Here is a 23,178-nt window from a genome sequence, read left to right as displayed (position 1 = left end):
CCATGCACAAGACGCTGGATGTCATCACCATTGGCGAGGCCATGGCGATGTTTGTCGCCACCGAAACGGGCGAGCTGAGCGCAGTGGAGTACTTTATTAAACGCGTGGCAGGTGCCGAGCTGAATGTTGCTACCGGCCTTGCGCGGCTGGGGCTGAATGTCGGCTGGGTAAGCCGCGTGGGAAATGACAGCTTTGGCCATTTTGTTCTCGACTCGCTGAAAAAAGAGGGCATTGATGCCGCAGGCGTGACCCTCGACGGACGCTTTGCGACGGGCTTTCAGCTGAAATCTAAAGTTGAAAATGGAACCGATCCCATCGTGGAGTATTTCCGCAAAGGCTCAGCGGCAAGCCATCTCTCCGTGGATGATTATCACGCCGCATATTTCTCCTCCGCGCGCCACCTGCACCTGAGCGGCGTGGCGGCGGCGCTCTCGGCCAGCTCGTACGATTTACTGGATCATGCGGCTTCGGCAATGATAGCGCAGGGCAAAACGATCTCCTTTGATCCTAACCTGCGCCCGGTGCTGTGGAAAAGCGAAGCGGAGATGGCTGAGAAACTCAACCGACTGGCGTTTCAGGCGGACTGGGTTCTGCCGGGCATAAAAGAGGGAATGATCCTCACTGGCGAAAGCACGCCCGAAGGCATTGCTGATTTTTACCTCAACAAAGGGGTAAAAGCCGTGGTGCTAAAAACCGGTGCCGACGGCGCATGGTTTAAAACTGCCGACGGTGAGCAAGGCGCTGTCGCTGCGGTAAAAGTCGACAACGTGGTCGATACCGTGGGCGCGGGCGATGGGTTTGCCGTCGGGGTTATCAGCGCCCTGCTGGAGGGCAAACCACTGTCGCAGGCCGTGGCGCGAGGCAACAAAATTGGTTCGCTGGCGATTCAGGTGCAGGGCGACAGCGAAGGATTACCAACACGAGCAGAGCTCGGCGTCTAAATTCCCTCTCCCTGTGGGAGAGGACCAGGGTGAGGGCAGCAATCCGCACCAGATAATTAAGCCACCGTGTACCCTACAGACAACGGCGGCAACAACCTCAACAACAGAGGCAAGCCTATGAACAGTTCGACCAATGCAGTAAAACGCTGGTGGTACATCATGCCAATCGTGTTTATCACGTACAGCCTGGCGTACCTGGATCGTGCCAACTTCAGTTTCGCATCCGCCGCCGGGATCAACGAAGACCTCGGGATCACCAAAGGGGTCTCCTCCCTGCTGGGTGCCCTCTTCTTCCTGGGTTATTTCTTCTTCCAGATCCCCGGCGCGATTTACGCTGAACGCCGCAGCGTGCGAAAGCTCATTTTCATCTGCCTGATCTTATGGGGTGCCTGTGCGTCGCTTACTGGCGTGGTGAATAACATTCCTGCTCTGGCGGCTATTCGCTTTATTCTCGGCGTGGTTGAGGCGGCCGTCATGCCAGCAATGCTGATTTATATCAGCAACTGGTTCACAAAATCTGAGCGTTCACGTGCCAATACGTTCCTGATACTCGGTAACCCGGTCACCGTGCTGTGGATGTCGGTGGTTTCCGGCTACCTGATCCAGTCCTTCGGCTGGCGCGAGATGTTCATCATCGAAGGGGTTCCCGCGATTATCTGGGCCTTCTGCTGGTGGGTGCTGGTGAAAGATAAGCCAGCCCAGGCAAAATGGCTTTCAGAGGACGAAAAAGCCGCACTCCAGGCGCAGCTGGATAAAGAGCAGCAGGGGCTGAAAGCGGTGCGTAACTACGGTGAAGCCTTCCGCTCCCGGAACGTTATTCTGCTGTGCGCACAGTATTTTACCTGGAGTATTGGCGTGTACGGCTTTGTGCTGTGGCTGCCGTCGATTATCCGCAGCGGCGGTGAAAACCTTGGCATGGTGGAAGTGGGCTGGCTGTCATCCGTGCCTTACCTGGCTGCGACCATCGCGATGATTATCGTCTCCTGGGCATCGGACAAGCTGCAAAACCGTAAGCTGTTCGTCTGGCCACTGCTGCTGATCGCTGCTTTTGCCTTCATTGGCTCCTGGGCCGTAGGCGCAAACCACTTCTGGGTCTCGTACACTCTGCTGGTGATTGCGGGTGCGGCCATGTATGCCCCGTATGGTCCGTTCTTTGCCATCATCCCGGAAATGCTGCCGCGTAACGTCGCAGGGGGCGCGATGGCGTTGATCAACAGTATGGGCGCGCTGGGTTCGTTCTTTGGCTCGTGGTTTGTGGGCTATCTGAACGGCGCCACCGGCAGCCCGTCGGCCTCTTACATCTTTATGGGGGTGGCGCTTTTTGCTTCGGTATGGCTTACTTTGATCGTTAAGCCTGCTAATAATCAACAGCTACCCGTCGGCGCACGCCACGCCTGAATCCTTTTAAAATCAACGGAGATTAGCATGAAGCCGTCCGTCATTTTGTACAAAGCACTGCCTGAAGATCTGCAAAAACGCCTGGAGGAACACTTTACCGTTACCCGGGTAAAGAACCTCAGCCCGGAAACCGTGGCGCAGCACGCCGACGCGTTTGCCAGCGCCGAGGGCCTGCTGGGTTCGAGCGAAAAGGTGGATGCAGCGCTGCTGGAGAAAATGCCGAAGCTTCGTGCTACCTCAACCGTTTCGGTGGGATACGACAATTTCGACGTGGATGCGCTAAACGCGCGTAACATCCTGCTGATGCACACGCCGCATGCCCTGACGGAAACCGTCGCCGACACGCTGATGGCGCTGGTGCTCAGCACCGCCCGTCGCGTGGTGGAAGTGGCCGAGCGCGTGAAAGCGGGCGAATGGACGAAAAGCATTGGCCCGGACTGGTTCGGCGTGGACGTTCATGGCAAAACGCTGGGGATTGTTGGGATGGGCCGTATCGGACTGGCGCTGGCACAGCGCGCGCATTTTGGCTTCAACATGCCCATCCTGTATAACGCACGCCGTCACCACAGTGAAGCTGAAGAACGTTTCAATGCCCGCTATTGCGAGCTTGATACGCTGTTGCGGGAAGCCGACTTTGTCTGCCTGATCCTGCCACTGACGGATGAAACGCGTCATCTCATCGGCAAAGCGGCGTTTGAAAAGATGAAGAAATCGGCTATTTTCATCAACGCGGGTCGTGGTCCGGTGGTCGATGAGAAGGCGCTGATTGAGGCACTGCAAAACGGTGAGATCCACGCCGCCGGTCTGGACGTGTTTGAACAGGAGCCGCTGCCGGTGGATTCTCCGCTACTGACCATGCCGAACGTCGTCGCCCTGCCCCACATCGGCTCTGCCACTCATGAAACACGCTACAATATGGCGGCGACCGCCGTGGATAACCTGATTGCCGCGCTCGGCGGTAAAGTGGATAAGAACTGCGTTAACCCACAGATACAACAGTAGAAACGAAAAAACCCGCCAGAAGGCGGGTTTTTGAATTTTGTGCTACTGGGCTGGAAGCTTACAGGCTTACAACGTTACCAGCTGCTGGGCCTTTAGCGCCGCTTTCGATGGTGAAGGAAACTTTCTGACCTTCATCCAGAGATTTGTAGCCATCGTTCTGGATAGCAGAGAAGTGTACGAACACGTCTTTAGAGCCATCGTCAGGAGTGATGAAGCCGAAACCTTTATCAGCGTTGAACCATTTTACCAGACCAGTCATTTTAGCAGACATAGAAATTACCTTATTAACAAATATATTGTGCCTTCCGGCTTGATGGATTGCGTTACAGATTTTTAAGCGATGAAGGAAGGGTCACTACGAAGGGTATCTATGGATAACAATCTGGACTGCTTTACTAAACTGCTTTAGGTCTGTGTAACAAACCGACGAACATAGTTATACCGATGTGGTAGATGAATGACAAGCGTTATTTTCATCAAGCATAAAAAAAACCCCGCCGAAGCGGGGGTTTTTCTTATTCCGTAGCAGCGACCGCTGCGCTCCAGGCCTGGCTAAAGGCCTGATGCTGGGACGCGAGCGGCCCGATCAGCGCGTTATACTGGCTCGCCTGCTGGGAGGTCGGGAACTGGATACCGTTAGAGACGAAGCTTACCTGCGTACCTTGTTCACTGATAAAGTCACCCACCTGAACCAGCTGCTGAGTAAAGACCTGCGCCGCCGGGATCAGCGGTTGCAAGGCGTTTGACGGCTTGGTCACGACTTTCTCATACACCTGGTCATAGACCGGTTTGAGATCCTCGCCCTGCTTCAACGCGGAACGCGACGCATCAGCCTGCATTTTGGCATTTTGCAGCTGCTGGCTCAGTACCCCAAGCGCGCCATTTGACTGGCGCAGCGGTTCGCGCTGGGTCATATAATCCTGTGGAACGCGAATAGCATTTACGCTATCCACTACCGGGCGAATACCGGAATCCATCGCCTGGCTTACCTGCTGTGAATAGCCATACAGAATGGCGTAATCCGACACGAATGGACCAAACTGTTTTTTCTGATCCGCAGTCAGCGTTGGTAAACGCTCGCCGCTACGCATCACTGTATTCTGTAGAAAATCGATAAACGCTTTGCGCTGATCGCCTTCTTTATCGAAACACCCACTCAGGCTAAAAACCATCAACAACGCCGCAATAGGCGCAAACCAGCGAGAGCAGGACTTTCCTGTCGCCATTTTATTACTCCTTTCACCCAAAAAGCGCACACCGGCACACGCGTGCCCAACGGTGACAAGGATAGTCCAGGTCAGCCTTGCAAGATAGAGTTTTCATGCAAAACGGGTATTCCCGTTTTTGTACTGACTATTTACAAAAAAATACCTGTGCATCCCTACATATGACTAATCAGGTAATTGGCATAACTATCCATATAGCTGAATCGCGTAAAGCGATCGTTATCGCACAATTAATCACAGCCGTGACGATCCTGTGTCTGGTTTAGGGACTATTCTTAACAGGCTCTCTGATGTTCATGATCCCGATGTGTGATTTATGAGGAGTTCTCAATGGAATTAAAAGATCCTGAGTTTGAGCTGCTGAGCAGCCTGGAACAGATTATTTTTAAAGATGTACCGCCGACGGTTACCCTGAATCAAAAGTCCAATCCTTTTAGTGAATTTGAGCGTTTACGCAAAGGATCGGGCCTGAAAACAGATGAATTCGCAAGAGCGATGGGTGTCAGCGTAGCGATGGTGCTGGAGTGGGAGTCAAAACGTGAAAAACCTACCCCAGCCGAGCTAAAGCTGATGCGCCTGATCCAGGCAAACCCTGACCTTCGCAAGCAGTTAGCCTGATAAAGTTTGTTTGCCCCCGCCCTTGCGGGGGCTTGTGTTTACAGACTTTCACATCGCCATCCCGTCTCTTCCCACACCAGTTCATGCGTCAGCTTCAGCCCTGCCAGAAAGGCTTCATCATGCGACACCACCAGCAGCGCGCCGGGGTAATCGGCTAAGGCCGCTTCTATGGCCTGAACAGAGGCCAGATCAAGATGGTTGGTCGGCTCATCCAGAAGCAACAGCTGCGTTGCCGCTTCACGCCACAATACGCAGGCCAGCGCGGCCTTCAGGCGCTCGCCGCCACTCAGTTCGGCCAGTGGTAGTGTCACTTTCTCTGCGCCCAGCTGAAGCTGCGCTAAACGGGTACGCAGCGCCCCTTCTTCGAGCGGCGTATTGCCCAGGCTAAGGTGTGTCATCACCGACTGCGACAGATCCAGCCGGGAAAGATGCTGATCGAGATACGCACACCTGACAGAGACCTTACAGGTTCCCGTGACAGGGGCGGTTTCGCCCAACATCACTTTCAACAGCGTGGATTTTCCACAGCCGTTCGGCCCGCGTAGCGCCACGCGCATCGGGCCATCCATTCGCCAGTTTATCGGGGAGACAGGCACGTGCGGAAGCACCAGTTCTTCCAGCACCAGCACCTGTTTTCCTTCCGGGATTTCACTGCCCGGCAGGGTAAACATCACCGCGTTCTCCTCTTCAACCCGCTCGCGTGCCTGGTTGACCGCAGCGTTCAGAGCATAATTTTGATCGCTATGCTGTTTTTTCCAGGAACCAATACGCTCTTTCGCCGCCCCTTTGTATTTGACCCGTTCAAACGAGGCGATGTTAAGGCTGTCGACCGTGCGAAGCGTTTTGGCTGAACGCCGCAGGCTGTCGTCATGCTCTTTATGCAGACGGGCGCGGGTACGCTTGCGTTCGGTGGCAGCATGCTCCAGCGCGGCGCGGGCAGCCAGCTGCTCAGCATCACGCTGGGTTCGATAGCCAGCATAATTCCCACCGTAGCTGCGCAGGCCCAATGCGCTCAGTTCAAGGATACGCGATACCTGGGCCAGCAACTCACGGTCGTGGGAGGCCACCAGCACCCCGCCCTGATACCGGGAAAGCTGCTCGTAGAACCACACGCGGCCTTGCCTGTCGAGGTGGTTGGTCGGTTCGTCCAGCAGCAGGTAATCAGCATCTGCGGCGAATGCGCCGCACAGCAAGGCACGAATGCGCTCGCCGCCGCTCAGCTCTGCCGCGCGTTTATTCGGGTCAAAAGGGGGAAGTTTTGCAGTGATAAAAGCCTGGCTCAGCCGTTCAGCCAGATCCCAGTAACCATCGAGCGTGTCGAGATCGTCGGGTTCATAATGACCGCTGTCGATGCGCGTGCGCGCCGCAAAGATCGCGTCGTAACCAAGCAGTCCGGCAAGCGTGGTATCCGCAGAAATATCCTGCTGCTGCGCCACATAGACGTGTGTACCAAAGCGCTCAATATGACCGCTGGCGGGTTCATCAACCCCTGCCAGCAGCCGCAGAAGGCGTGTTTTACCGCTGCCGTTGCGGCCAACCAGCGCGCACACTGACGCATCCAGAGAAAGATTCAGTGGACCAAAAAGGATATCGCCCGTCGCAAACTGACAGGTGACCTGATGCAAAATAAAAGAGGGGGACTGCGCAAAATGAGCCATAAGCACTCCTGAATGAAATCAAAACATCCCCTGCCGACGCGGTGCGTTGAGCAAGGATCGAAATTCATCAGTCGTGTTTGTTCATTTTTGGGGGGCGCTCCTGAGGGCGAAATTTAACGGGAACAAGAATAACGGCAATGCGCCGCCCATTTCAAGGTTAAATTTTCACCAGGCTATTGCCCGAGCGTAAAAAACCCGCCGAAGCGGGTCTCTCAATCAGATAAACGCAAACGCATCGCCAAACAGACGATCTTCCCGCGCGTCACGCTCGTTGCAGAACAGGTCGCGGGCAATTTTCGCCATTTCAAAGCGACCGGCAATATAGATGTCGTGCCCGGCCAGCGTCCCGTGATCCTGCAATACCGCAGTCAGCACCGTACCGCTGCGCCCGCGCCAGCCCTCTTCCGGCTGCTCGACAACCGGCTCAATGCGCAGGTTTGGATGATTTACGCTCAGCGCTTCCAGCTCAGACAGATCGTAAAGATGCTTCTCTTCACGGCCGCCCCAGTAGATGGTGATATCGCGATTCGGGTTGCGCGCCAGCGCGGTCAGCAGAATAGAGCGGACATAAGAGAAGCCCGTGCCACCGGCAATCAGGATCAGCGGACGGTCTTCGTCTTCACGCAGCCAGGCCTCGCCATGAGGAATATCGACCACGATTTCACGCTCTTTCAGGATGCGGTCCATCACGGCCATCGCGTACAGGTTAAGCTCAGACGCACCAATATGCAGCTCAATAAATTCCTTCTCTGCTGGCGTTGAGGCCATAGAGAAAGGACGCTTATCACGCTCGTCCATCACGACCATCAGGTACTGACCGGCACGGAATGAGAAGGCCGCTTCAGGAACCAAACGGACGCGATATACGGTGTCGGTAATAGCATCTACCGACGTCACTTTACAGCTTAAGGTTGTCATTCGCTCTCTCTGTCGGGAAGTCTATAGGGCTAAACGGTCTTATTCTGCCTTACCGTTATTCATTATGGCCAGCTCGTCCCAGATCGCGTCAATTCGCGCGGTCACGGCAGGATCTTTTTCGATCGGGCGACCCCATTCACGGTCGGTTTCGCCAGGCCATTTGTTCGTGGCATCCAGTCCCATTTTTGAGCCAAGGCCGGAAACCGGCGAGGCAAAGTCCAGATAATCAATCGGCGTGTTTTCCACTAACACCGTATCACGCGCCGGATCCATACGCGTGGTGATGGCCCAGATGACGTCATTCCAGTCGCGGGCATTGACGTCATCATCGCAGACAATCACAAACTTGGTATACATAAACTGGCGCAGGAAAGACCATACGCCCATCATCACGCGCTTAGCGTGACCGGCATACTGCTTCTTCATCGTCACCACCGCCAGGCGATACGAACACCCTTCCGGCGGCAGATAAAAATCAACGATTTCCGGGAACTGCTTTTGCAGGATCGGCACAAACACTTCGTTCAGCGCCACGCCAAGCACCGCCGGTTCGTCGGGTGGACGGCCGGTATAGGTGGAGTGATAGATGGCATCTTCACGCTGGGTAATGTGGGTGACGGTGAACACCGGGAAGTTATCCACTTCGTTGTAATAGCCGGTGTGGTCGCCGTACGGCCCTTCGGGCGCCAGCTCGCCCTGTTCAATGTAACCTTCCAGCACAATCTCTGCGCTGGCCGGTACTTCCAGGTCACTGGAGATGCACTTCACCACTTCGGTTTTGGTGCCGCGCAGCAGCCCTGCAAAGGCATATTCAGACAGCGTATCAGGAACAGGCGTCACCGCGCCCAGAATGGTTGCCGGATCGGCACCCAGCGCGACGGAAACCGGGAAGCGTTCGCCCGGATGGGCCGCGCACCACTCCTGGAAATCCAGCGCCCCACCGCGATGGGACAACCAGCGCATGATGAGCTTGTTTTTGCCAATCAGCTGCTGGCGGTAAATGCCGAGGTTTTGACGCTCTTTATGCGGCCCACGCGTCACGGTGAGGCCCCAGGTGATCAGCGGTGCGGCATCGTCAGGCCAGCACTGCATGATGGGAATTTTGGTCAGATCCACCGCATCGCCTTCCAGCACTTTTTGCTGGCACGGCGCACCGCGCAGGCGTTTGGTGGGCATGTTCAGCACCTGCTTAAACTGCGGCAGCTTGTCGAACAGGTCGCGGAACCCTTTTGGCGGCTCCGGCTCTTTAAGAAAGGCCAGCAGTTTGCCCACTTCACGTAACGCCGTGACATCTTCCTGTCCCATCCCCAGCGCCACGCGGCGAGGTGTGCCAAACAGGTTGCACAGCACCGGCATGGCGTAGCCTTTTGGGTTTTCAAACAGCAACGCCGGGCCGCCCGCGCGCAGGGTGCGGTCAGCGATTTCTGTCATTTCCAGATACGGATCAACAGGAAGCGTAATGCGTTTGAGTTCGCCCTGCTTTTCCAGCAGCGCCAGGAAGTCGCGTAGATCGTGGTATTTCATGCAGTTAATCATGGCCTCTCTGTAAGCGCTTCATTATACGGCGTAAGACCGCGTGATGCTGTAATTTTGTTAAATTAGCGTGAACTTCCACGACTTACTCTCTTTTTCGCCATTATAATCACCTTAGCGATCCCGCCAGGGTTTTGGTATGCTTGCGCCCCGAACAATGGGAAGAGTGATTATGCAGGCCTGGTATTTACTGTATTGCAAACGCGGGCAACTTCAGCGCGCGCAGGAACATCTTGAACGTCAGTCTGTTAACTGCCTGACACCCGTGATCACGCTTGAAAAAATGCAGCGTGGAAGACGCACGACCGTCAGTGAGCCTCTGTTCCCGAACTATCTGTTCGTCGAGTTCGACCCCGAAGTGATCCACACCACGACGATCAGCGCCACGCGCGGCGTCAGCCATTTTGTGCGTTTTGGCGCCCATCCGGCAAGAGTACCGTCATCGGTTATTCATCAGCTTTCTGTCTACCAGCAGCCTGAAGATATTACCGATCCGGAAACCCCTTATGCCGGCGACAGCGTGGTGATCACCGAAGGCGCCTTTGAAGGGTTACAGGCCATCTTCGCTGAGCCGGACGGTGAAGCGCGCTCCATGCTGCTGCTCAACCTGCTGAACAAAGAGGTGTTGCAGAGCGTTAAAAACACCGATTTCCGCAAAGTTTAGAACTGCACGCCGAACAGACGACGCACGTTATCATCGGTTTGTGCTGCCAGCCACTGGGCATCTTCTCCGCGCCAGTGCGCCACTCGCTCAGCAATATGCCCCAGGTAGGCCGGTTCATTACGTCGTGATGGCGGTTTGGGCTGCATATCCCGGGGCAACAGATACGGCGCATCCGTTTCCAGCAGCAAACGATCGGCCGGGATAACGGGTAACAGCTCACGCAGTTCCAGCCCACGACGCTCATCGCAGACCCAGCCCGTGATACCCAAATACAGCCCGCGGTTCAGGCAATCCAGCGCTTTCTGACGGGAGCCCGTAAAGCAGTGCAACACCGCGCCCGGCAGTTTCTCCAGCCAGGGTTCCAGTAGCGCCATAAAACGTTCATGCGCATCGCGACAGTGCATAAACACCGGCATCTCCAGCTCTGCTGCCAGCGCGAGCTGGGCGGTAAATGCCTTCTCCTGCTCTTCAGGCGTCGAGAAGTTACGGTTGAAATCAAGCCCGCATTCGCCAATGGCAACCACTTCTGGCGTTTGTGCCAGACGATGAAGCGCCTCAGCGCTTTCATGCGTCCACTGGCTGCTGTCATGAGGATGCACGCCTGCGGTGGACCAGCAGTGTTGATAGCGTTGCGCCAGCTGCCGTGCCTGCTCACTCTCATGCAGATTCGTTCCCGTCAGTAGCAGCCCACCCACGCCGGCGGCAAAGGCACGCGCCACCACCTCATCGTGGTCTTTCGCAAACTGGGCGCTGGTGAGGTTAAGCCCGATATCAAACATACGTATCCCCATATGACAACCGCCCTGACGGGCGGTTGGTTTTATTCTTTAGTAGTCTCTTCAGACGGCTCGTCTTCTTCGTCCCGGGTACGCCCCTTTCCGACGTAGAAACGAGCGAAGAACACGCCGACTTCAAACAGGCAGTACATGGGTATCGCCAGTAAGGTTTGCGAGAAGACGTCCGGTGGCGTTAACAGCATACCTACGACAAATGCCCCCACCAGGATGTACGGGCGCTTCTTACGCAGATCGTCAGGCGTGGTCACCCCCACCCAGCAGAGCAGGACAATTGCTACGGGCACCTCGAAGGCGACACCAAAGGCCATAAACAGCGCCATCACGAAGCTGAGGTAGCTGGCGATGTCCGTCGACACCTGTACCCCTTCCGGTGCGGTATGCGTCAGGAAGCCGAAGGCCAGCGGGAAGACAACGAAGTAGGCGAACGCCATGCCGATATAAAACAGCAGCGAACTGGACACCAGCAGCGGAATAACCAGCTTGCGTTCATGCTTGTACAGCGCGGGCGCCACAAATGCCCAGACCTGATACAGAATGACCGGCGCAGAGGCAATCAACGACACCCAGAAGGTCAGTTTGATCGGGGTAAAGAACGGTGAAGCAACGTCTGTTGCAATCATCGTCGCGCCCAGAGGCATCTGTTTAATCAGCGGCGCGGAAACCACCTGATAGATATCGTTGGCAAAATAGACCAGACATAAAAAAATGAGGAAAACCGCAATAATGCAGTTTAACAGGCGCTTACGCAGCTCAATGAGGTGCGTAATAAGCGGTTGAGTATCATCTACTGCCATGTTTACGCTTTATCACTCGACGAGGGGGATGATTCGGAAACGGGCGCGGCGGGTTTTACCTCAGCCGTTTTGACCACGGGCTCTTCCGGCGGCACCTGCTTTTTCACTTCGGGCTCCTGCGGCGATTGCTCTGGCGAAGCAGCCTGATGCTCCGCGCTGGAAGGCGTTACACCCTCGCGCTGCTCTTCGCTACCCTTCACCACCGGATTGTGGATGGTGTTTGCTTCATCGCTCGCCTTCTCAGGATCGTTAATACTGTAAGAACGCTTCATGGATTCAGCCGCTTCGCGCAACTCATCCATTGATGCTTTCAGCTCCGGCGTCAGGTTGTCCATACTCGCCTTTTCAACCTTTTTCAGGCTGTCCTGAAATTCCTGAAGCTTCAGCTCCTGCGCCAGTTCGTTCTGCACGGTAGTTGCCAGCGAGCGAAGCGCCCGCACCCAGCCCACGACGGTTTTCACCGCAACGGGTAAACGCTGCGGCCCCAACACAATCAGACCAATCACAAAGACCAGCAGTAACTCACCAAAACCAATGTCGAACACGAATTACACCTGCTCTTTATCGTGACGTTTAGCCTCTTCCTTTTTGGCTTCGTCCTGCTTATCGGCGATGGATTTAGCGGTAAAATCAGCATCCTGACTGGTTTTTTCCTGCTTATTCTCATCATCGCTCATGGCTTTCTTGAAGCCTTTGATTGACGCGCCCAGGTCGGAACCAATCGATCCGAGTTTTTTCGTGCCAAACAGCAGCACAACGATGACGGCAATGATCACTAACTGCCAGATACTGATACCACCCATGCGTGTTCCCCAGTGATAGATGATTAATTAGTCAGATCGCATTATACGTATGCAATCTCTCGATAGCGACGCTAATTCAGCGCGTTTTTCGCCAGCCAGCAAGCCAGACAACCACACCGGCAGCCATAATCCAGGCTGGCATCATTTCCCAGTCCGGACGATTGATCAACAGCAACGTGCCGCTTATCAGCAGCGTCGCGCCAATTCCGAAGAGATAGCGGGACTGCCCCTGACGCACGCGACTGGATTGAAGCTCGTGCGCGATTTTATCCATGCTGTGCTGAAGGTTCTTGCTCTGACGCAAACTGTCGTAAACCAGTTCAGGAATTTCAGGCATTTTTTCAATCCAGAACGGGCCTTTCTCTTTAAGCGAGCGAACCAGGGCTGGAATACCGACCTGATCCTTAATCCAGGATTCGAGGAACGGTTTCGCGGTTTTCCACAAGTCTAACTGAGGATAGAGCTGGCGGCCTACGCCCTCAACGTAAAGTAATGTTTTCTGAAGTAAAACTAATTGTGGCTGCACTTCCATATTGAAACGGCGTGCGGTGTTGAACAGGTTGAGCAGGACGTGTCCGAAAGAGATCTCCGAGAGCGGCTTTTCAAAAATCGGCTCACAGACGGTGCGGATCGCAAATTCAAACTCTTCCACGTTGGTATCTGGCGGAACCCAGCCTGAATCCACGTGCAGCTCGGCCACCTTACGGTAGTCGCGATTGAAGAAAGCGATAAAGTTCTCGGCGAGATAACGCTTATCCTCTTTATTCAGCGAGCCGACAATACCGCAGTCGATGCCGATGTATTTCGGATCTTCCGGGTGCTCATAGCTGACGAAGATGTTGCCCGGATGCATGTCTGCATGGAAGAAGCTGTCGCGAAAAACCTGAGTAAAGAAGACCTGCACGCCACGCTCGGCCAGCAGCTTCATGTTGGTGCCCTGTTTTTCCAGCGCCGCCACGTCCGAGACCGGAATACCGTAGATACGTTCCATCACCATCATGTTCTGACTGCAATAGTCAGAATAGACTTCAGGAACATACAGCATCGGGCTGTCTTCAAAGTTTCGACGCAGCTGAATGGCGTTCGCCGATTCACGCAGCAGGTTAAGCTCGTCAATCAGCGTTTTTTCGTATTCCCGAACCACTTCCAGCGGACGCAGACGGCGACCATCCGGCAACAGACGCGGCACCCAGCGAGCCAGGCGATAAATCAGCTTCATGTCTGCTTTGATAACCGGCAGGATATCCGGACGAATCACTTTGATGACCACCTCTTTGCCATTTTCCTTCAGGCGCGCGGTGTGAACCTGCGCAATAGAGGCAGAGGCCAGGGGCTGAATATCGAAATCATCAAACCAGGTCTCGATGGGGATATTGCCCATCGCTTCTTCGATTTGTTTCTTCGCTCTCTCTCCGTCAAACGGAGCAACGCGGTCCTGCAATAGCGCGAGCTGATCGGCAATCTGCGGTGGGAAAAGGTCGCGACGTGTTGAGAGCATCTGTCCAAACTTGATCCAGACCGGTCCCAGCTCCTGCAACGCAAGACGCAGGCGTGCGCCCAGTTCCTGATCCTTATGGCGATTCGGCATCCAGAACAGCGTGCGACGCCAAAGCCGAAGCGGCAGGGTGATACGCATTCTGGGGATAAGCTCGTCGAGCCCGTAGCTCAAAAAGGTGCGAACGATAAAATAGAGGCGCCGAATTTCACCAGGCGTCATTTGCCCTCCAGTTTTTCCAGCCGTTTGGTTAACGCATCAACTGCGCGCTCAACTGCCGCGGTCTCTTCTGCAAACCAGGCGACTTCTAAAGGCCCCGGCGCCATACGCCACTCTTCGGTCAGCACCTCGGCAGCGTAGCGCTGTTGACGGAGCAGACCTTTACGCAGGAAAGCGGAACCCGTGCGCAGCGTTTTGCTTATACCTTCAGCCGCGATGTCGCCGATATAGGGCGCCAGCAGTTCCGCCGGGTCGAATTCAGCCTGATCGCTGAGTGCAACGAAGTTCTGTACCACCTGAATATCGCCTTCGACCTCCAGCTCACCGCTGCGAATAAGCGCCGTCATCTGCTGACGGTCACGCAGTTTTGGCAATACGCTCATATGCGTAATCACCGAGCAGTCCGCCTCGCCTTCCCACTCCCCCAGAACGTCAAGCTGGCGTTCGCTGAAGACCAGCACAAGCGGCGTCGAGAACTCCTTTAAAACGATGCGCAGCACCTTTCCGTTAAGCCGCTGACGTGCGGTTTTCAGCGCCGGAGCGCGATACAGAAAGGCATTCAGTACATTCTCGATGCCTGCGGTGACTAAGGGTTTAATGGGCACGGGAAACCTCCACTCAGAACTTGTAACCACGATGCAGCGCGACGACACCCGCCGTCATATTGAAGTATTCCACGTTTTCAAACTCCGCATCCTGCATCATCGCTTTCAGCGTGTCCTGATCCGGGTGCATTCGGATGGACTCGGCCAGATAACGGTAACTTTCTGCATCGTTTGCCACCAGCTCGCCGATGCGCGGCAGAACGTGGAAGGAATAGGCATCGTAAGCTTTGCTCAGCGGGTCGATAATCGGTTTAGAAAACTCGAGAACCAGCAGTCGGCCGCCCGGCTTCAGCACGCGGTACATGGAGCGCAGCGCTTTATCTTTATCGGTCACGTTACGCAGACCGAAAGAGATGGTGATGCAGTCGAACGTATTATCCGGGAACGGCAGCGCTTCGGCGTTGGCCTGAACATATTCAACGTTGCCTACCACGCCGATATTACGCAGCTTTTCGCGTCCCATTTTCAGCATGGAGTCGTTGATATCCGCCAGCACCACGCGGCCGGTTTCGCCAACCAGACGGGAGAATTTAGCGGTCAGATCCCCTGTGCCTCCGGCTAAATCCAGCACCGTTTGTCCACGGCGCACGCCGCTGCAATCAATAGTGAAGCGCTTCCACAAGCGATGAATGCCAAATGACATCAAATCATTCATCACATCGTACTTCGCCGCCACGGAATGAAATACGTGGGCCACCATGTCAGCTTTCTGCGCTTTGGCGACAGTCTGAAAGCCAAAGTGCGTTGTGTCTTGTGAATCGTCAACCATCTCAGAGCCTGCTAATCAGTCAAATGTTCGTGAAGTGTAACAGATTGGGCGCATTTGCCCTACGTTTCAACCACCGTGAAAGAAACGCGCCGGCTGCGCTTCGGGGGATAAACTCGCCGCTAAATCGTTGTCTTCATTGCGGCTATTTTGCTTACCGTCGCCTTCACGCAGACGAAACTCTTCGTCCTGAGCGGTAGCCTGCTCCACCAGTTCCGGATTAATCTCGCGTTTAACTTCCACCCCCAGGCTGCGAAACGCCTCCGCCTGCGCCAGCAAATTGCCACGCCCGGAGGAGAGTTTTTTCATCGCCTGGCGGTAGTTATCCTGCGCGCGATCCAGGCTTTGCCCCACCGAGGACATATCGTCCACAAACAGCCGCATTTTGTCGTACAGCTTGCTGGCGCGATCGGCAATCTGCTGCGCGTTACGGCTTTGGTGCTCATAGCGCCACAGGTTGGCAATGGTACGTAACGCCACCAGTAGCGTGGTGGGGCTGACCAGCATAATGTTATTTTTCAGCGCTTCGGTGATCAGTTCGGGCTGTCTGTCGAGCGCCAGCAGGAACGCAGGCTCGACCGGAATGAACATCAGCACATAATCCAGCGATCGCAGCCCCGGCAACTGCTGATAATCTTTTCTGCCCAACAGACGGATATGGTTACGCACGGAGGCGATGTGCTCCTGCAACGCTGTTTCGCGGGTGTAGTCATCCTCAGCGTTGAAGTAGCGCTCATAGGCCACCAGCGTCATTTTGGCGTCGATAACCACATCTTTGCCCTGTGGCAGACGAACAATGACATCCGGCTGCATCCGCGAGCGCGCATCGTTCTCAATGCTGACCTGCGTTTCGTATTCGTATCCTTCGCGCAGGCCAGAGGCCTCCAGCACGCGCGTCATGACCACTTCGCCCCAGTTTCCCTGCGCTTTGTTATCACCTTTCAGTGCGCGCGTCAGGTTAACCGCCTCCTGCGCCATCTGCGCATTCAGCTGCTGGAGATTACGAATTTCATGCGCCAGCGTGTGGCGTTCGCGGGCTTCCTGACCAAAGCTGTCCTGTACCTGACGGCGAAAGCCATCCAGCTGTTCACGCAGCGGCGTCAGCAGGCTGTTCAGGCTCTGGCGGTTCTGCTCATCCACGCGGCGATTGCTGTGCTCAAAAATGCGGTTCGCGAGGTTCTCAAACTGCTCGCTAAGACGCTGCTCGCTGTTGATCATCTGACGGATTTTGTCTTCGGCGTGCAGTTGGGTGGACTCAAGACGGGTGGTCACTTCACGGAGATCGGCCTCCAGCGAGGTATTGATATCACGCAGATTGCGCAGTTCGTTATTGAGCAGTTCGCATTCGTCGCGCCAGTGGTCACTCAGCGCAAGCTGTTGTTTCGTCGCGCTAAGTTCAGCGACGATCTCCTCGCGCTCTGCCAGCTGTTCGGCTTTCTGCTGCGCATGCTGGTAGCCGGAAATGAGCCAGCCAATTCCCACGCTCACCAGCGCAATCACTGCATAAATCAGGATTGAGATATCCACAATGCCCCCTGCATCAACGTATTACCGCACAAAATAGAATTGTGCTGTATGAACGTCCAGTTTGAAAGGGTTTTCCTGCGAGGCGTTACGCAAAAAGAAAAGGCCGAGCATGTCGACCTTTCAGCACTGAAGAGAGAATTAGATCAGGCGGCGCGCCGCTTCAACCACGATTTTCACCGCATGGCTTTCAGTCTGCTTCATGGTTTCAGCGTTCGGGATCTCCTGCTGAGTACGGTTGACGATAACGCCCGCCACCATACCGGCACGCAGACCCTGGCTTGCGCACATGGTCAGCAGCGTCGCAGATTCCATTTCGTAGTTCATGACGCCCATCGACTGCCACTCTTCCATGGAGCCTTTGAAACGGCTCACCACGCGACCAGAGAAGGTGTCGTAACGCTCCTGGCCCGGGTAGAAGGTATCGGAAGAGGCAGTTACGCCCACGTGGGTGGTTGCGCCCACGGACTTCGCGGCTTCAACCAGCGCGGTGGTGCATTCGAAATCGGCCACTGCCGGGAATTCCATCGGTGCAAAGTGCAGGCTTGCACCGTCCAGACGCACGGATGCGGTGGTAACCAGCACGTCGCCCACGTTGATGTGCGGCTGAATGGCGCCGGTGGTGCCGATACGCAGGAAAGTACGAATGCCCAGCTGCGCCAGCTCTTCAACGGCGATAGAGGTAGACGGGCCACCAATACCGGTAGAGCACACGATCACCGCTTTACCGTCCAGCTCTGCGCGCCAGGTGGTGAATTCTCGATGCGCTGCCAGCTTAACCGGCTTATCCATCAGCGCGGCGATCTTTTCCACACGCTCAGGATCGCCAGGGACGATAGCAAGCGTAGCCCCTTGTAAATCGTTTTTAGTGAGGCCGAGATGAAAAACATCAGACTTAGACATAGGTGACTCCTCTGTGGGTCGGTTTGTCAGAAGAAGTAAAACGGTACTTTACAGAAGCAATGTGCATTATTTCGTGACACACTTCACCATGAATGAAAATGATTGCAGTTAATTTCCATAAAATAGTGATTCACATCACATTAACAAGTTATATCGCCGGGTGCTGCACAAAAGATAGACGCTATAAGGCACTGTGGATTGTTAACCTGGTGTCTATATTTATCTTTGCGCTAATCCATTCATTGGTACGGAGAATGCCATGACTGAAAAAACCGGTTTTGCACCTGCTGCGGCCCCGCATGCTTCAACCATCGTCTCAACCCCTGAAGAGGCCATTACCGCAGGCGAGACCTCCATTCCCTCCCAGGGAGAGAACATGCCAGCGTACCACGCGCGGCCAAAATCCGCCGATGGCCCGCTGCCCATCGTGATCGTGGTGCAGGAAATATTTGGCGTTCATGAACATATTCGCGACCTCTGCCGCCGTCTGGCGCTGGAAGGTTACCTGGCCGTTGCGCCGGAACTCTATTTCCGTCAGGGCGATCCGAATGATTACAGCGACATCCCGACGCTGTTCAGCAACCTGGTCACCAAAGTGCCGGACGCGCAGGTGCTGGCCGATCTCGACCACGTTGCCAGCTGGGCGGCGCGCAACGGTGGCGACCCGCACCGTCTGATGGTGACCGGCTTCTGCTGGGGCGGACGCATTAGCTGGCTGTATGCCGCGCACAATCCGCAGCTGAAAGCCGCTGTGGCCTGGTACGGTAAACTGGTGGGTGAAAAGACCCTGAACTCGCCGAAACATCCAGTTGATATCGCCACCGATTTAAATGCCCCGGTGCTAGGGCTGTATGGCGGCCAGGATACCGGCATTCCGCTTGATACCGTCGAGACCATGCGCCACGCGCTGCGGGCGGCAAACGCGACGGCGGAGATCGTGGTGTACCCGGATGCGGGACACGCGTTTAATGCCGATTATCGTCCGAGCTATCACGCAGAATCGGCGAAAGATGGCTGGCAGAGAATGCTGGCGTGGTTCAGCCAGTACGGCGGGAAGAAAGCGTAATACAAAAAGCCCGGTGGCGGCTGCGCCAACCGGGCAATCCAGCCCCACTACGCCTGACGCAAATTCTGCGCCGCCTGCACCATGTTCGCCAGCGCCGCGCGGGTTTCAGGCCAGCCGCGAGTTTTCAGGCCGCAGTCCGGGTTTACCCACAGGCGTTCCGCCGGAATGCGCTGGGCGGCTTTGTGCAGCAGCGATTCAATCCACTCCACGCTCGGCACGTTAGGGGAGTGAATGTCATACACGCCCGGCCCGATTTCGTTCGGGTAGTCGAACTCTTCGAACGACTCCAGCAGCTCCATGTCTGAACGCGAGGTCTCGATGGTGATCACATCGGCGTCGAGCGCGGCAATGGAGTCCATGATGTCGTTAAATTCGCAGTAACACATGTGGGTGTGGATCTGCGTGTCGTCCTTCGCGACGGCCGCGTTGAGGCGGAACGCCTCCACGCCCCACGTCAGATAAGCATCCCAGTCGCTGCGACGCAGCGGCAAGCCTTCACGCAGCGCCGGTTCGTCGATCTGAATGATGCCAATCCCCGCCGCTTCCAGATCCGCCACTTCATCACGCAGCGCCAGGGCGATCTGTTTGGCGATGGTTTCCCGGGATACATCTTCACGCGGGAACGACCAGCAGAGAATGGTCACCGGCCCCGTCAGCATGCCTTTTACCGGTTTGTCGGTCAGAGACTGGGCATACTTCGCCCACTCCACGGTGATCGCTTCCGGGCGGCTGACGTCACCGATCACCACCGGCGGCTTCACGCAGCGGGAGCCGTAGCTTTGCACCCAGCCGTTCTGGGTAAAGACAAAGCCGTCCAGGTGTTCACCGAAGTATTCCACCATATCGTTACGCTCGGCCTCGCCGTGCACCAGCACGTCCAGACCCAGACGTTCCTGCTCGACGATCGCCTGTTTGATGTGCTCCGCAATGCCGGTGCGGTAGTGATTCGCATCCAGATTGCCCTTTTTGAAGTCCAGGCGCAGGCCGCGGATCTCGGTAGTCTGCGGGAAGGAGCCGATGGTTGTGGTCGGCCATGCGGGCAGGTTAAAGCGCTCACGCTGGGCTTCGGCGCGCACTTCATACGGGCTCTGGCGCTGGCTGTCCCGGGCAGTGATGGCCGCCAGACGTTTTTCCACCGCCGGGTTATGCACGCGCGTTGAGTGACGGCGCGCCTGGATCGGGGCGCTCCAGTCGGTAATCGCTGCCGTGTCGCCGCTGTTCAACGCGTCGCGCAGCAGAGCCAGCTCCTCACACTTTTGCAGGGCAAAGGCAAACCAGCTTTTCACCTCAGGGTCGAGTCGGGTCTCCACGCTCAGGTCGATCGGGCTGTGCAGCAGGGAACAGGAAGAGGCTACCCACAATTCACGTTTACCGGCAATGTCCTTGATTTGTGCATATTTCCCGGTGAGATCGGCACGCCAGACGTTACGACCATTCACCAGACCGGCAGAGAGCAGCCACTCCGCAGGCAGACGCTTGTGCAACTCTGCCACATCGTCTTTGCCGTGAACGAGATCAACGTGCAGACCCTGAACCGGCAGCGCGGTGATGGTGTCGAGGTTCGGCGTTACGCCCTCGAAATAGGTGGTCAGCAGCAGCTTCACCTGGCCCGTGAGCGCGTCATACGCCGGTTTGAAGGCATCCAGCCACGCCTGCGGCAGCTCAAGCACCAGCGCCGGTTCATCGATTTGCACCCACTGAATACCGCGCTTACCCAGCTCAATCAGCACCTGCTTATAAACCGGCAGAATATCGTTCAGCAGGCTGAGGCGGTCGAACTGCTCACCTTTCACTTTGCCCAGCCACAGGTAGGTGACCGGCCCCAGCAGCACGGGTTTCACCTGGTGACCCAGCGCCAGCGCTTCGTCCACTTCATCCAGAAGCTGGGTCCAGGTCAGTTTGAACTGCTGGCCCTTAACGAACTCCGGCACCATATAGTGATAGTTAGTGTTAAACCACTTGGTCATTTCCGCCGCTGCCGCTGGCTCACCCGTTGGCGCACGGCCACGGCCGATGCGGAACAGGGTATCGATATCCACCGATCCATCGTTGTTCTGATGACGAGCCGGCACGTTGCCAAGCAGCAGGCTGGTGGTCAGAACATGGTCGTACCAGGCGAAATCGCCCACCGGCAGCAGGTCTACGCCCGCCTGTTTTTGCTGATCCCAGTGACGCGCGCGCAGCTCGCGCCCCACCGCCAGCAGTTCTTCGCGGGTGGCGTTACCCGCCCAGTAGCTTTCTTGCGCTTTTTTCAGCTCGCGACGCAGACCAACGCGAGGGAAACCGAGAGTGTGAGTGCGGATTGTCATGGCATACCCCTTGTAGAAATTCGTTATTTAGACGTCCAGATGTTTACACTTCTATAATTGGCAGGTACTGTATATTCCTCAAGCGCAAAATGTTCATGGCGAAGTGAAGGACTTTCATGATCGAGATAAAACACCTGAAAACGCTACAAGCGTTGCGGAACTGCGGTTCTCTTGCGGCGGCAGCGGCCACGCTGCACCAGACTCAGTCTGCCCTTTCTCACCAGTTCAGCGATCTGGAACAACGCCTCGGCTTTCGTCTTTTTGTGCGTAAGAGCCAGCCTTTGCGCTTTACGCCGCAGGGCGAAATTTTGCTTCAGCTGGCGAACCAGGTGTTGCCGCAGATTGCCAGCGCGTTGCAGTCCTGCAACGAGCCGCAGCAGACCACCCTGCGCATCGCCATTGAGTGTCACAGCTGTATTCAGTGGCTGACCCCCGCGCTTGAGAACTTCCGCCAGAAGTGGCCGCAGGTGGAGATGGACTTCAAATCCGGCGTCACGTTTGATCCGCAGCCGTCGCTTCAGCAGGGTGAGCTGGATCTGGTGATGACCTCAGATATTCTGCCGCGCAGCGGTCTGCACTATTCGCCAATGTTTGATTTTGAGGTGCGTCTGGTGCTGGCCCCGGACCATCCGCTGGCCGCTAAAACGCGTATCACGCCGGAAGATCTGGCAACGGAGACGCTGCTGATTTACCCGGTACAGCGCAGTCGTCTGGATATCTGGCGCCATTTCCTGCAACCCGCGGGCATCAGCCCACAGCTGAAAAGCGTGGATAACACGCTGCTGTTAATTCAGATGGTGGCGGCCAGAATGGGGATTGCGGCGCTGCCGCACTGGGTGGTCGAGACGGTTGAACGCCAGGGTCTGGTGGTCACCAAAACCCTGGGTGAAGGACTGTGGAGCCGGCTGTACGCCGCCGTGCGCGACGGCGAACAGCGTCAGCCGATTACGGAAGCGTTTATTCGCTCAGCGCGGAACCACGCGTGCGACCATCTTCCGTTTGTGCGGAGCGCGGAGCGACCCAGCGGCGATGTACCCACAGCGAAGCCAGGATCACCGTTCCCCCAATAAGGAAACTCGGCCAGTGCGGCTGCTCCTGCCAGATGGCGAGGTTCACCAGTAGCCCCGCCGGCACGTGCACATTGTTCATGATCCCCAGCGTCCCGGCGTCTACCTGCGTAGCGCCGTAGTTCCACATAAAATAGCCCAGCCCCGACGCTACCACGCCCAGCCAGACCAGAACGCTCCACTGCACGGAGGTAGTCGGCAGCTTTTGCGGATTGCCGAGCAGAAACCACGCCGCTACCGCGACAATCGCCGCGCCCATATAGAACCACGCAAACGCGTTATGCTGCGGCATCGGGCGGGTCTCCATCAGACGTTTGTAACCCACCATCCCGATGGCAAAGCTGATATTAGCGAGCTGGACGAACATCAGCCCGGTCCAGAAATGATCGCTTACCTTGTCATAGCGAATAATCGCCGCGCCAATGACTGCCAGCGCAGCGCTCAGCAGATATCCCCAGCGCAAACGGCGCCTGCTGAGCAAGTCATAAATCAGCGTGATGTAGAGCGGCGTCAGCACGGTGAAGAGCAGAAATTCCGAGACGGACAGGTAAACGTAGGCCCGGAAGCTGAACAGGTACATGATGCCGAGCTGCATCGCGCCTACCAGCATGTACAGCAGTATCGTTTTTAGCGACTGCCCGCGGGTACGCAGGAACGGCAGGAACACCAGCGCCGCCAGCCCCACGCGCATCAGCACCGAGAAGTAGCTGTCGACCGATCCGGCAAGGTATTCGCCAATCAGACTAAAGGAGAAGGCCCACAGGATAGTGGTGATAATGAGTAGCGCCACAATGCTTGTCTCTCAGAAAGAAGGAGAGGCATTGTAGCGAACTCTTCAGTTGACATCTGAACAATAAACAATCAATTGAAGA

At 56.0% G+C, this 23,178-nt stretch carries 23 protein-coding genes; 7 read left to right on the top strand and 16 right to left on the bottom strand.

All coding sequences use genetic code 11. The features are described 5' to 3' along the window. The first annotated feature begins 2 nt into the window (after window positions 1-2). The 3 genes from L379_RS21525 (at window position 3) to ghrB (ending at window position 3,341) form a co-directional block, all read left to right on the top strand. Window positions 3-941 carry a sugar kinase gene (locus L379_RS21525; RefSeq protein WP_032652167.1) on the top strand — a complete coding sequence of 313 codons (939 nt, stop codon included), beginning with the start codon at window positions 3-5 and terminating at the stop codon, window positions 939-941. A 117-nt stretch (window positions 942-1,058) separates the two neighbouring features. Beyond that, complete coding sequence (locus L379_RS21530; protein WP_017694735.1) at window positions 1,059-2,339, top strand: MFS transporter; 1,281 nt, start codon at window positions 1,059-1,061, stop codon at window positions 2,337-2,339. Window positions 2,340-2,366: 27 nt separating this feature from the next. Beyond that, entirely contained in the window at window positions 2,367-3,341 is a 975-nt protein-coding gene (gene ghrB, locus L379_RS21535; RefSeq protein WP_017694736.1) for a glyoxylate/hydroxypyruvate reductase GhrB, read from the top strand. 58 nt (window positions 3,342-3,399) lie between these two features. Here ghrB and cspA read toward each other — a convergent pair whose 3' ends face one another. After that, window positions 3,400-3,612 carry a transcription antiterminator/RNA stability regulator CspE gene (gene cspA / locus L379_RS21540; protein WP_003860775.1) on the bottom strand — a complete coding sequence of 71 codons (213 nt, stop codon included), beginning with the start codon at window positions 3,610-3,612 and terminating at the stop codon, window positions 3,400-3,402. Between the two features lie 244 nt (window positions 3,613-3,856). Then, entirely contained in the window at window positions 3,857-4,567 is a 711-nt protein-coding gene (locus tag L379_RS21545; protein WP_032652166.1) for a DUF3053 domain-containing protein, read from the bottom strand. Between the two features lie 330 nt (window positions 4,568-4,897). On the opposite strand from L379_RS21545, the gene L379_RS21550 reads away from it, so the two are divergent. Beyond that, window positions 4,898-5,185 carry an HTH-type transcriptional regulator gene (locus L379_RS21550; RefSeq protein WP_003860776.1) on the top strand — a complete coding sequence of 96 codons (288 nt, stop codon included), beginning with the start codon at window positions 4,898-4,900 and terminating at the stop codon, window positions 5,183-5,185. A gap of 38 nt (window positions 5,186-5,223) precedes the next feature. Here the strand turns inward: L379_RS21550 and L379_RS21555 are convergent, their stop codons facing one another. The 3 genes from L379_RS21555 to ubiD form a co-directional block, all read right to left on the bottom strand. Continuing rightward, a complete protein-coding gene (locus L379_RS21555) occupies window positions 5,224-6,843 on the bottom strand; it encodes an ABC-F family ATP-binding cassette domain-containing protein (RefSeq protein WP_032652162.1) in 1,620 nt (539 codons plus the stop codon). A 216-nt stretch (window positions 6,844-7,059) separates the two neighbouring features. Beyond that, window positions 7,060-7,761: an NAD(P)H-flavin reductase gene (gene fre, locus L379_RS21560; protein ID WP_003860778.1), complete on the bottom strand. Its 702-nt coding sequence runs from the start codon at window positions 7,759-7,761 to the stop codon at window positions 7,060-7,062. A gap of 39 nt (window positions 7,762-7,800) precedes the next feature. Then, entirely contained in the window at window positions 7,801-9,297 is a 1,497-nt protein-coding gene (gene ubiD, locus L379_RS21565) for a 4-hydroxy-3-polyprenylbenzoate decarboxylase (RefSeq protein WP_032652159.1), read from the bottom strand. A 169-nt stretch (window positions 9,298-9,466) separates the two neighbouring features. Here ubiD and rfaH point away from each other — a divergent pair, with 169 nt between their 5' ends. After that, window positions 9,467-9,958, top strand: coding sequence for a transcription/translation regulatory transformer protein RfaH (rfaH, locus tag L379_RS21570; RefSeq protein ID WP_003860779.1), 492 nt, complete (start codon window positions 9,467-9,469; stop codon window positions 9,956-9,958). On the opposite strand, the gene tatD is transcribed toward rfaH, so the two are convergent. From tatD to udp, 9 genes are all read right to left on the bottom strand, one after another. Further along, window positions 9,955-10,737, bottom strand: a complete 783-nt coding sequence (tatD, locus tag L379_RS21575) for a 3'-5' ssDNA/RNA exonuclease TatD (protein WP_032652158.1) — start codon at window positions 10,735-10,737, stop codon at window positions 9,955-9,957. The genes rfaH and tatD overlap by 4 nt on opposite strands. Window positions 10,738-10,778: 41 nt before the next feature. Further along, entirely contained in the window at window positions 10,779-11,549 is a 771-nt protein-coding gene (tatC, locus tag L379_RS21580) for a Sec-independent protein translocase subunit TatC (protein WP_015569997.1), read from the bottom strand. 2 nt (window positions 11,550-11,551) lie between these two features. After that, window positions 11,552-12,094 carry a Sec-independent protein translocase protein TatB gene (gene tatB / locus L379_RS21585; RefSeq protein ID WP_003860783.1) on the bottom strand — a complete coding sequence of 181 codons (543 nt, stop codon included), beginning with the start codon at window positions 12,092-12,094 and terminating at the stop codon, window positions 11,552-11,554. Window positions 12,095-12,097: 3 nt separating this feature from the next. Then, window positions 12,098-12,352 (bottom strand): Sec-independent protein translocase subunit TatA, encoded by a 255-nt coding sequence (tatA, locus tag L379_RS21590; protein WP_003860787.1) that lies wholly within the window; start codon window positions 12,350-12,352, stop codon window positions 12,098-12,100. Between the two features lie 76 nt (window positions 12,353-12,428). After that, the gene (ubiB, locus tag L379_RS21595) at window positions 12,429-14,069 is read right to left on the bottom strand and encodes a ubiquinone biosynthesis regulatory protein kinase UbiB (RefSeq protein WP_017694740.1); all 1,641 of its coding nucleotides are present in this window, start codon (window positions 14,067-14,069) and stop codon (window positions 12,429-12,431) included. Then, window positions 14,066-14,671 (bottom strand): ubiquinone biosynthesis protein UbiJ, encoded by a 606-nt coding sequence (gene ubiJ / locus L379_RS21600; RefSeq protein WP_003860788.1) that lies wholly within the window; start codon window positions 14,669-14,671, stop codon window positions 14,066-14,068. The genes ubiB and ubiJ overlap by 4 nt, the downstream gene beginning before the upstream one ends. 13 nt (window positions 14,672-14,684) lie before the next feature. Further along, window positions 14,685-15,440, bottom strand: a complete 756-nt coding sequence (gene ubiE / locus L379_RS21605) for a bifunctional demethylmenaquinone methyltransferase/2-methoxy-6-polyprenyl-1,4-benzoquinol methylase UbiE (RefSeq protein WP_003860790.1) — start codon at window positions 15,438-15,440, stop codon at window positions 14,685-14,687. Between the two features lie 66 nt (window positions 15,441-15,506). Further along, window positions 15,507-16,964, bottom strand: coding sequence for a DNA recombination protein RmuC (gene rmuC / locus L379_RS21610; RefSeq protein WP_017383581.1), 1,458 nt, complete (start codon window positions 16,962-16,964; stop codon window positions 15,507-15,509). A 138-nt stretch (window positions 16,965-17,102) separates the two neighbouring features. Then, the gene (gene udp, locus L379_RS21615; RefSeq protein WP_003860792.1) at window positions 17,103-17,864 is read right to left on the bottom strand and encodes a uridine phosphorylase; all 762 of its coding nucleotides are present in this window, start codon (window positions 17,862-17,864) and stop codon (window positions 17,103-17,105) included. A 259-nt stretch (window positions 17,865-18,123) separates the two neighbouring features. Here udp and L379_RS21620 point away from each other — a divergent pair, with 259 nt between their 5' ends. Then, a complete protein-coding gene (locus L379_RS21620; protein ID WP_032652155.1) occupies window positions 18,124-18,930 on the top strand; it encodes a dienelactone hydrolase family protein in 807 nt (268 codons plus the stop codon). 47 nt (window positions 18,931-18,977) lie between these two features. Here the strand turns inward: L379_RS21620 and metE are convergent, their stop codons facing one another. Then, entirely contained in the window at window positions 18,978-21,239 is a 2,262-nt protein-coding gene (gene metE / locus L379_RS21625) for a 5-methyltetrahydropteroyltriglutamate--homocysteine S-methyltransferase (RefSeq protein WP_032652152.1), read from the bottom strand. A gap of 116 nt (window positions 21,240-21,355) precedes the next feature. Between metE and metR the strand changes: the two genes are divergently transcribed. After that, window positions 21,356-22,309, top strand: a complete 954-nt coding sequence (metR, locus tag L379_RS21630; protein ID WP_015570000.1) for an HTH-type transcriptional regulator MetR — start codon at window positions 21,356-21,358, stop codon at window positions 22,307-22,309. On the opposite strand, the gene L379_RS21635 is transcribed toward metR, so the two are convergent. Next, window positions 22,197-23,096 (bottom strand): carboxylate/amino acid/amine transporter, encoded by a 900-nt coding sequence (locus tag L379_RS21635; RefSeq protein ID WP_023295736.1) that lies wholly within the window; start codon window positions 23,094-23,096, stop codon window positions 22,197-22,199. The genes metR and L379_RS21635 overlap by 113 nt on opposite strands. Between the last annotated feature and the right edge of the window lie 82 nt (window positions 23,097-23,178).

The organism is Enterobacter sp. MGH 33, from assembly GCF_000534535.1.
GTDB lineage: Bacteria > Pseudomonadota > Gammaproteobacteria > Enterobacterales > Enterobacteriaceae > Enterobacter > Enterobacter hormaechei_C.
Note: the sequence above shows the minus strand (reverse complement) of the source record. Positions and strands in the feature narration are given on the sequence as shown.

Excerpts from the sequence above, each read along its gene's own strand:
- L379_RS21620 (WP_032652155.1), top strand. The coding sequence starts at position 18,124 with ATGACTGAAAAAACCGGTTTTGCACCTGCTGCGGCCCCGCATGCTTCA.
- L379_RS21545 (WP_032652166.1), bottom strand. The coding sequence starts at position 4,567 with ATGGCGACAGGAAAGTCCTGCTCTCGCTGGTTTGCGCCTATTGCGGCG.
- fre (WP_003860778.1), bottom strand. The coding sequence starts at position 7,761 with ATGACAACCTTAAGCTGTAAAGTGACGTCGGTAGATGCTATTACCGAC.
- ubiE (WP_003860790.1), bottom strand. The coding sequence starts at position 15,440 with ATGGTTGACGATTCACAAGACACAACGCACTTTGGCTTTCAGACTGTC.
- L379_RS21550 (WP_003860776.1), top strand. The coding sequence starts at position 4,898 with ATGGAATTAAAAGATCCTGAGTTTGAGCTGCTGAGCAGCCTGGAACAG.
- L379_RS21525 (WP_032652167.1), top strand. The coding sequence starts at position 3 with ATGCACAAGACGCTGGATGTCATCACCATTGGCGAGGCCATGGCGATG.
- L379_RS21555 (WP_032652162.1), bottom strand. The coding sequence starts at position 6,843 with ATGGCTCATTTTGCGCAGTCCCCCTCTTTTATTTTGCATCAGGTCACC.
- L379_RS21530 (WP_017694735.1), top strand. The coding sequence starts at position 1,059 with ATGAACAGTTCGACCAATGCAGTAAAACGCTGGTGGTACATCATGCCA.
- tatD (WP_032652158.1), bottom strand. The coding sequence starts at position 10,737 with ATGTTTGATATCGGGCTTAACCTCACCAGCGCCCAGTTTGCGAAAGAC.
- cspA (WP_003860775.1), bottom strand. The coding sequence starts at position 3,612 with ATGTCTGCTAAAATGACTGGTCTGGTAAAATGGTTCAACGCTGATAAA.
- ubiD (WP_032652159.1), bottom strand. The coding sequence starts at position 9,297 with ATGATTAACTGCATGAAATACCACGATCTACGCGACTTCCTGGCGCTG.
- udp (WP_003860792.1), bottom strand. The coding sequence starts at position 17,864 with ATGTCTAAGTCTGATGTTTTTCATCTCGGCCTCACTAAAAACGATTTA.
- metE (WP_032652152.1), bottom strand. The coding sequence starts at position 21,239 with ATGACAATCCGCACTCACACTCTCGGTTTCCCTCGCGTTGGTCTGCGT.
- tatC (WP_015569997.1), bottom strand. The coding sequence starts at position 11,549 with ATGGCAGTAGATGATACTCAACCGCTTATTACGCACCTCATTGAGCTG.
- ghrB (WP_017694736.1), top strand. The coding sequence starts at position 2,367 with ATGAAGCCGTCCGTCATTTTGTACAAAGCACTGCCTGAAGATCTGCAA.
- ubiB (WP_017694740.1), bottom strand. The coding sequence starts at position 14,069 with ATGACGCCTGGTGAAATTCGGCGCCTCTATTTTATCGTTCGCACCTTT.
- rfaH (WP_003860779.1), top strand. The coding sequence starts at position 9,467 with ATGCAGGCCTGGTATTTACTGTATTGCAAACGCGGGCAACTTCAGCGC.
- tatA (WP_003860787.1), bottom strand. The coding sequence starts at position 12,352 with ATGGGTGGTATCAGTATCTGGCAGTTAGTGATCATTGCCGTCATCGTT.
- metR (WP_015570000.1), top strand. The coding sequence starts at position 21,356 with ATGATCGAGATAAAACACCTGAAAACGCTACAAGCGTTGCGGAACTGC.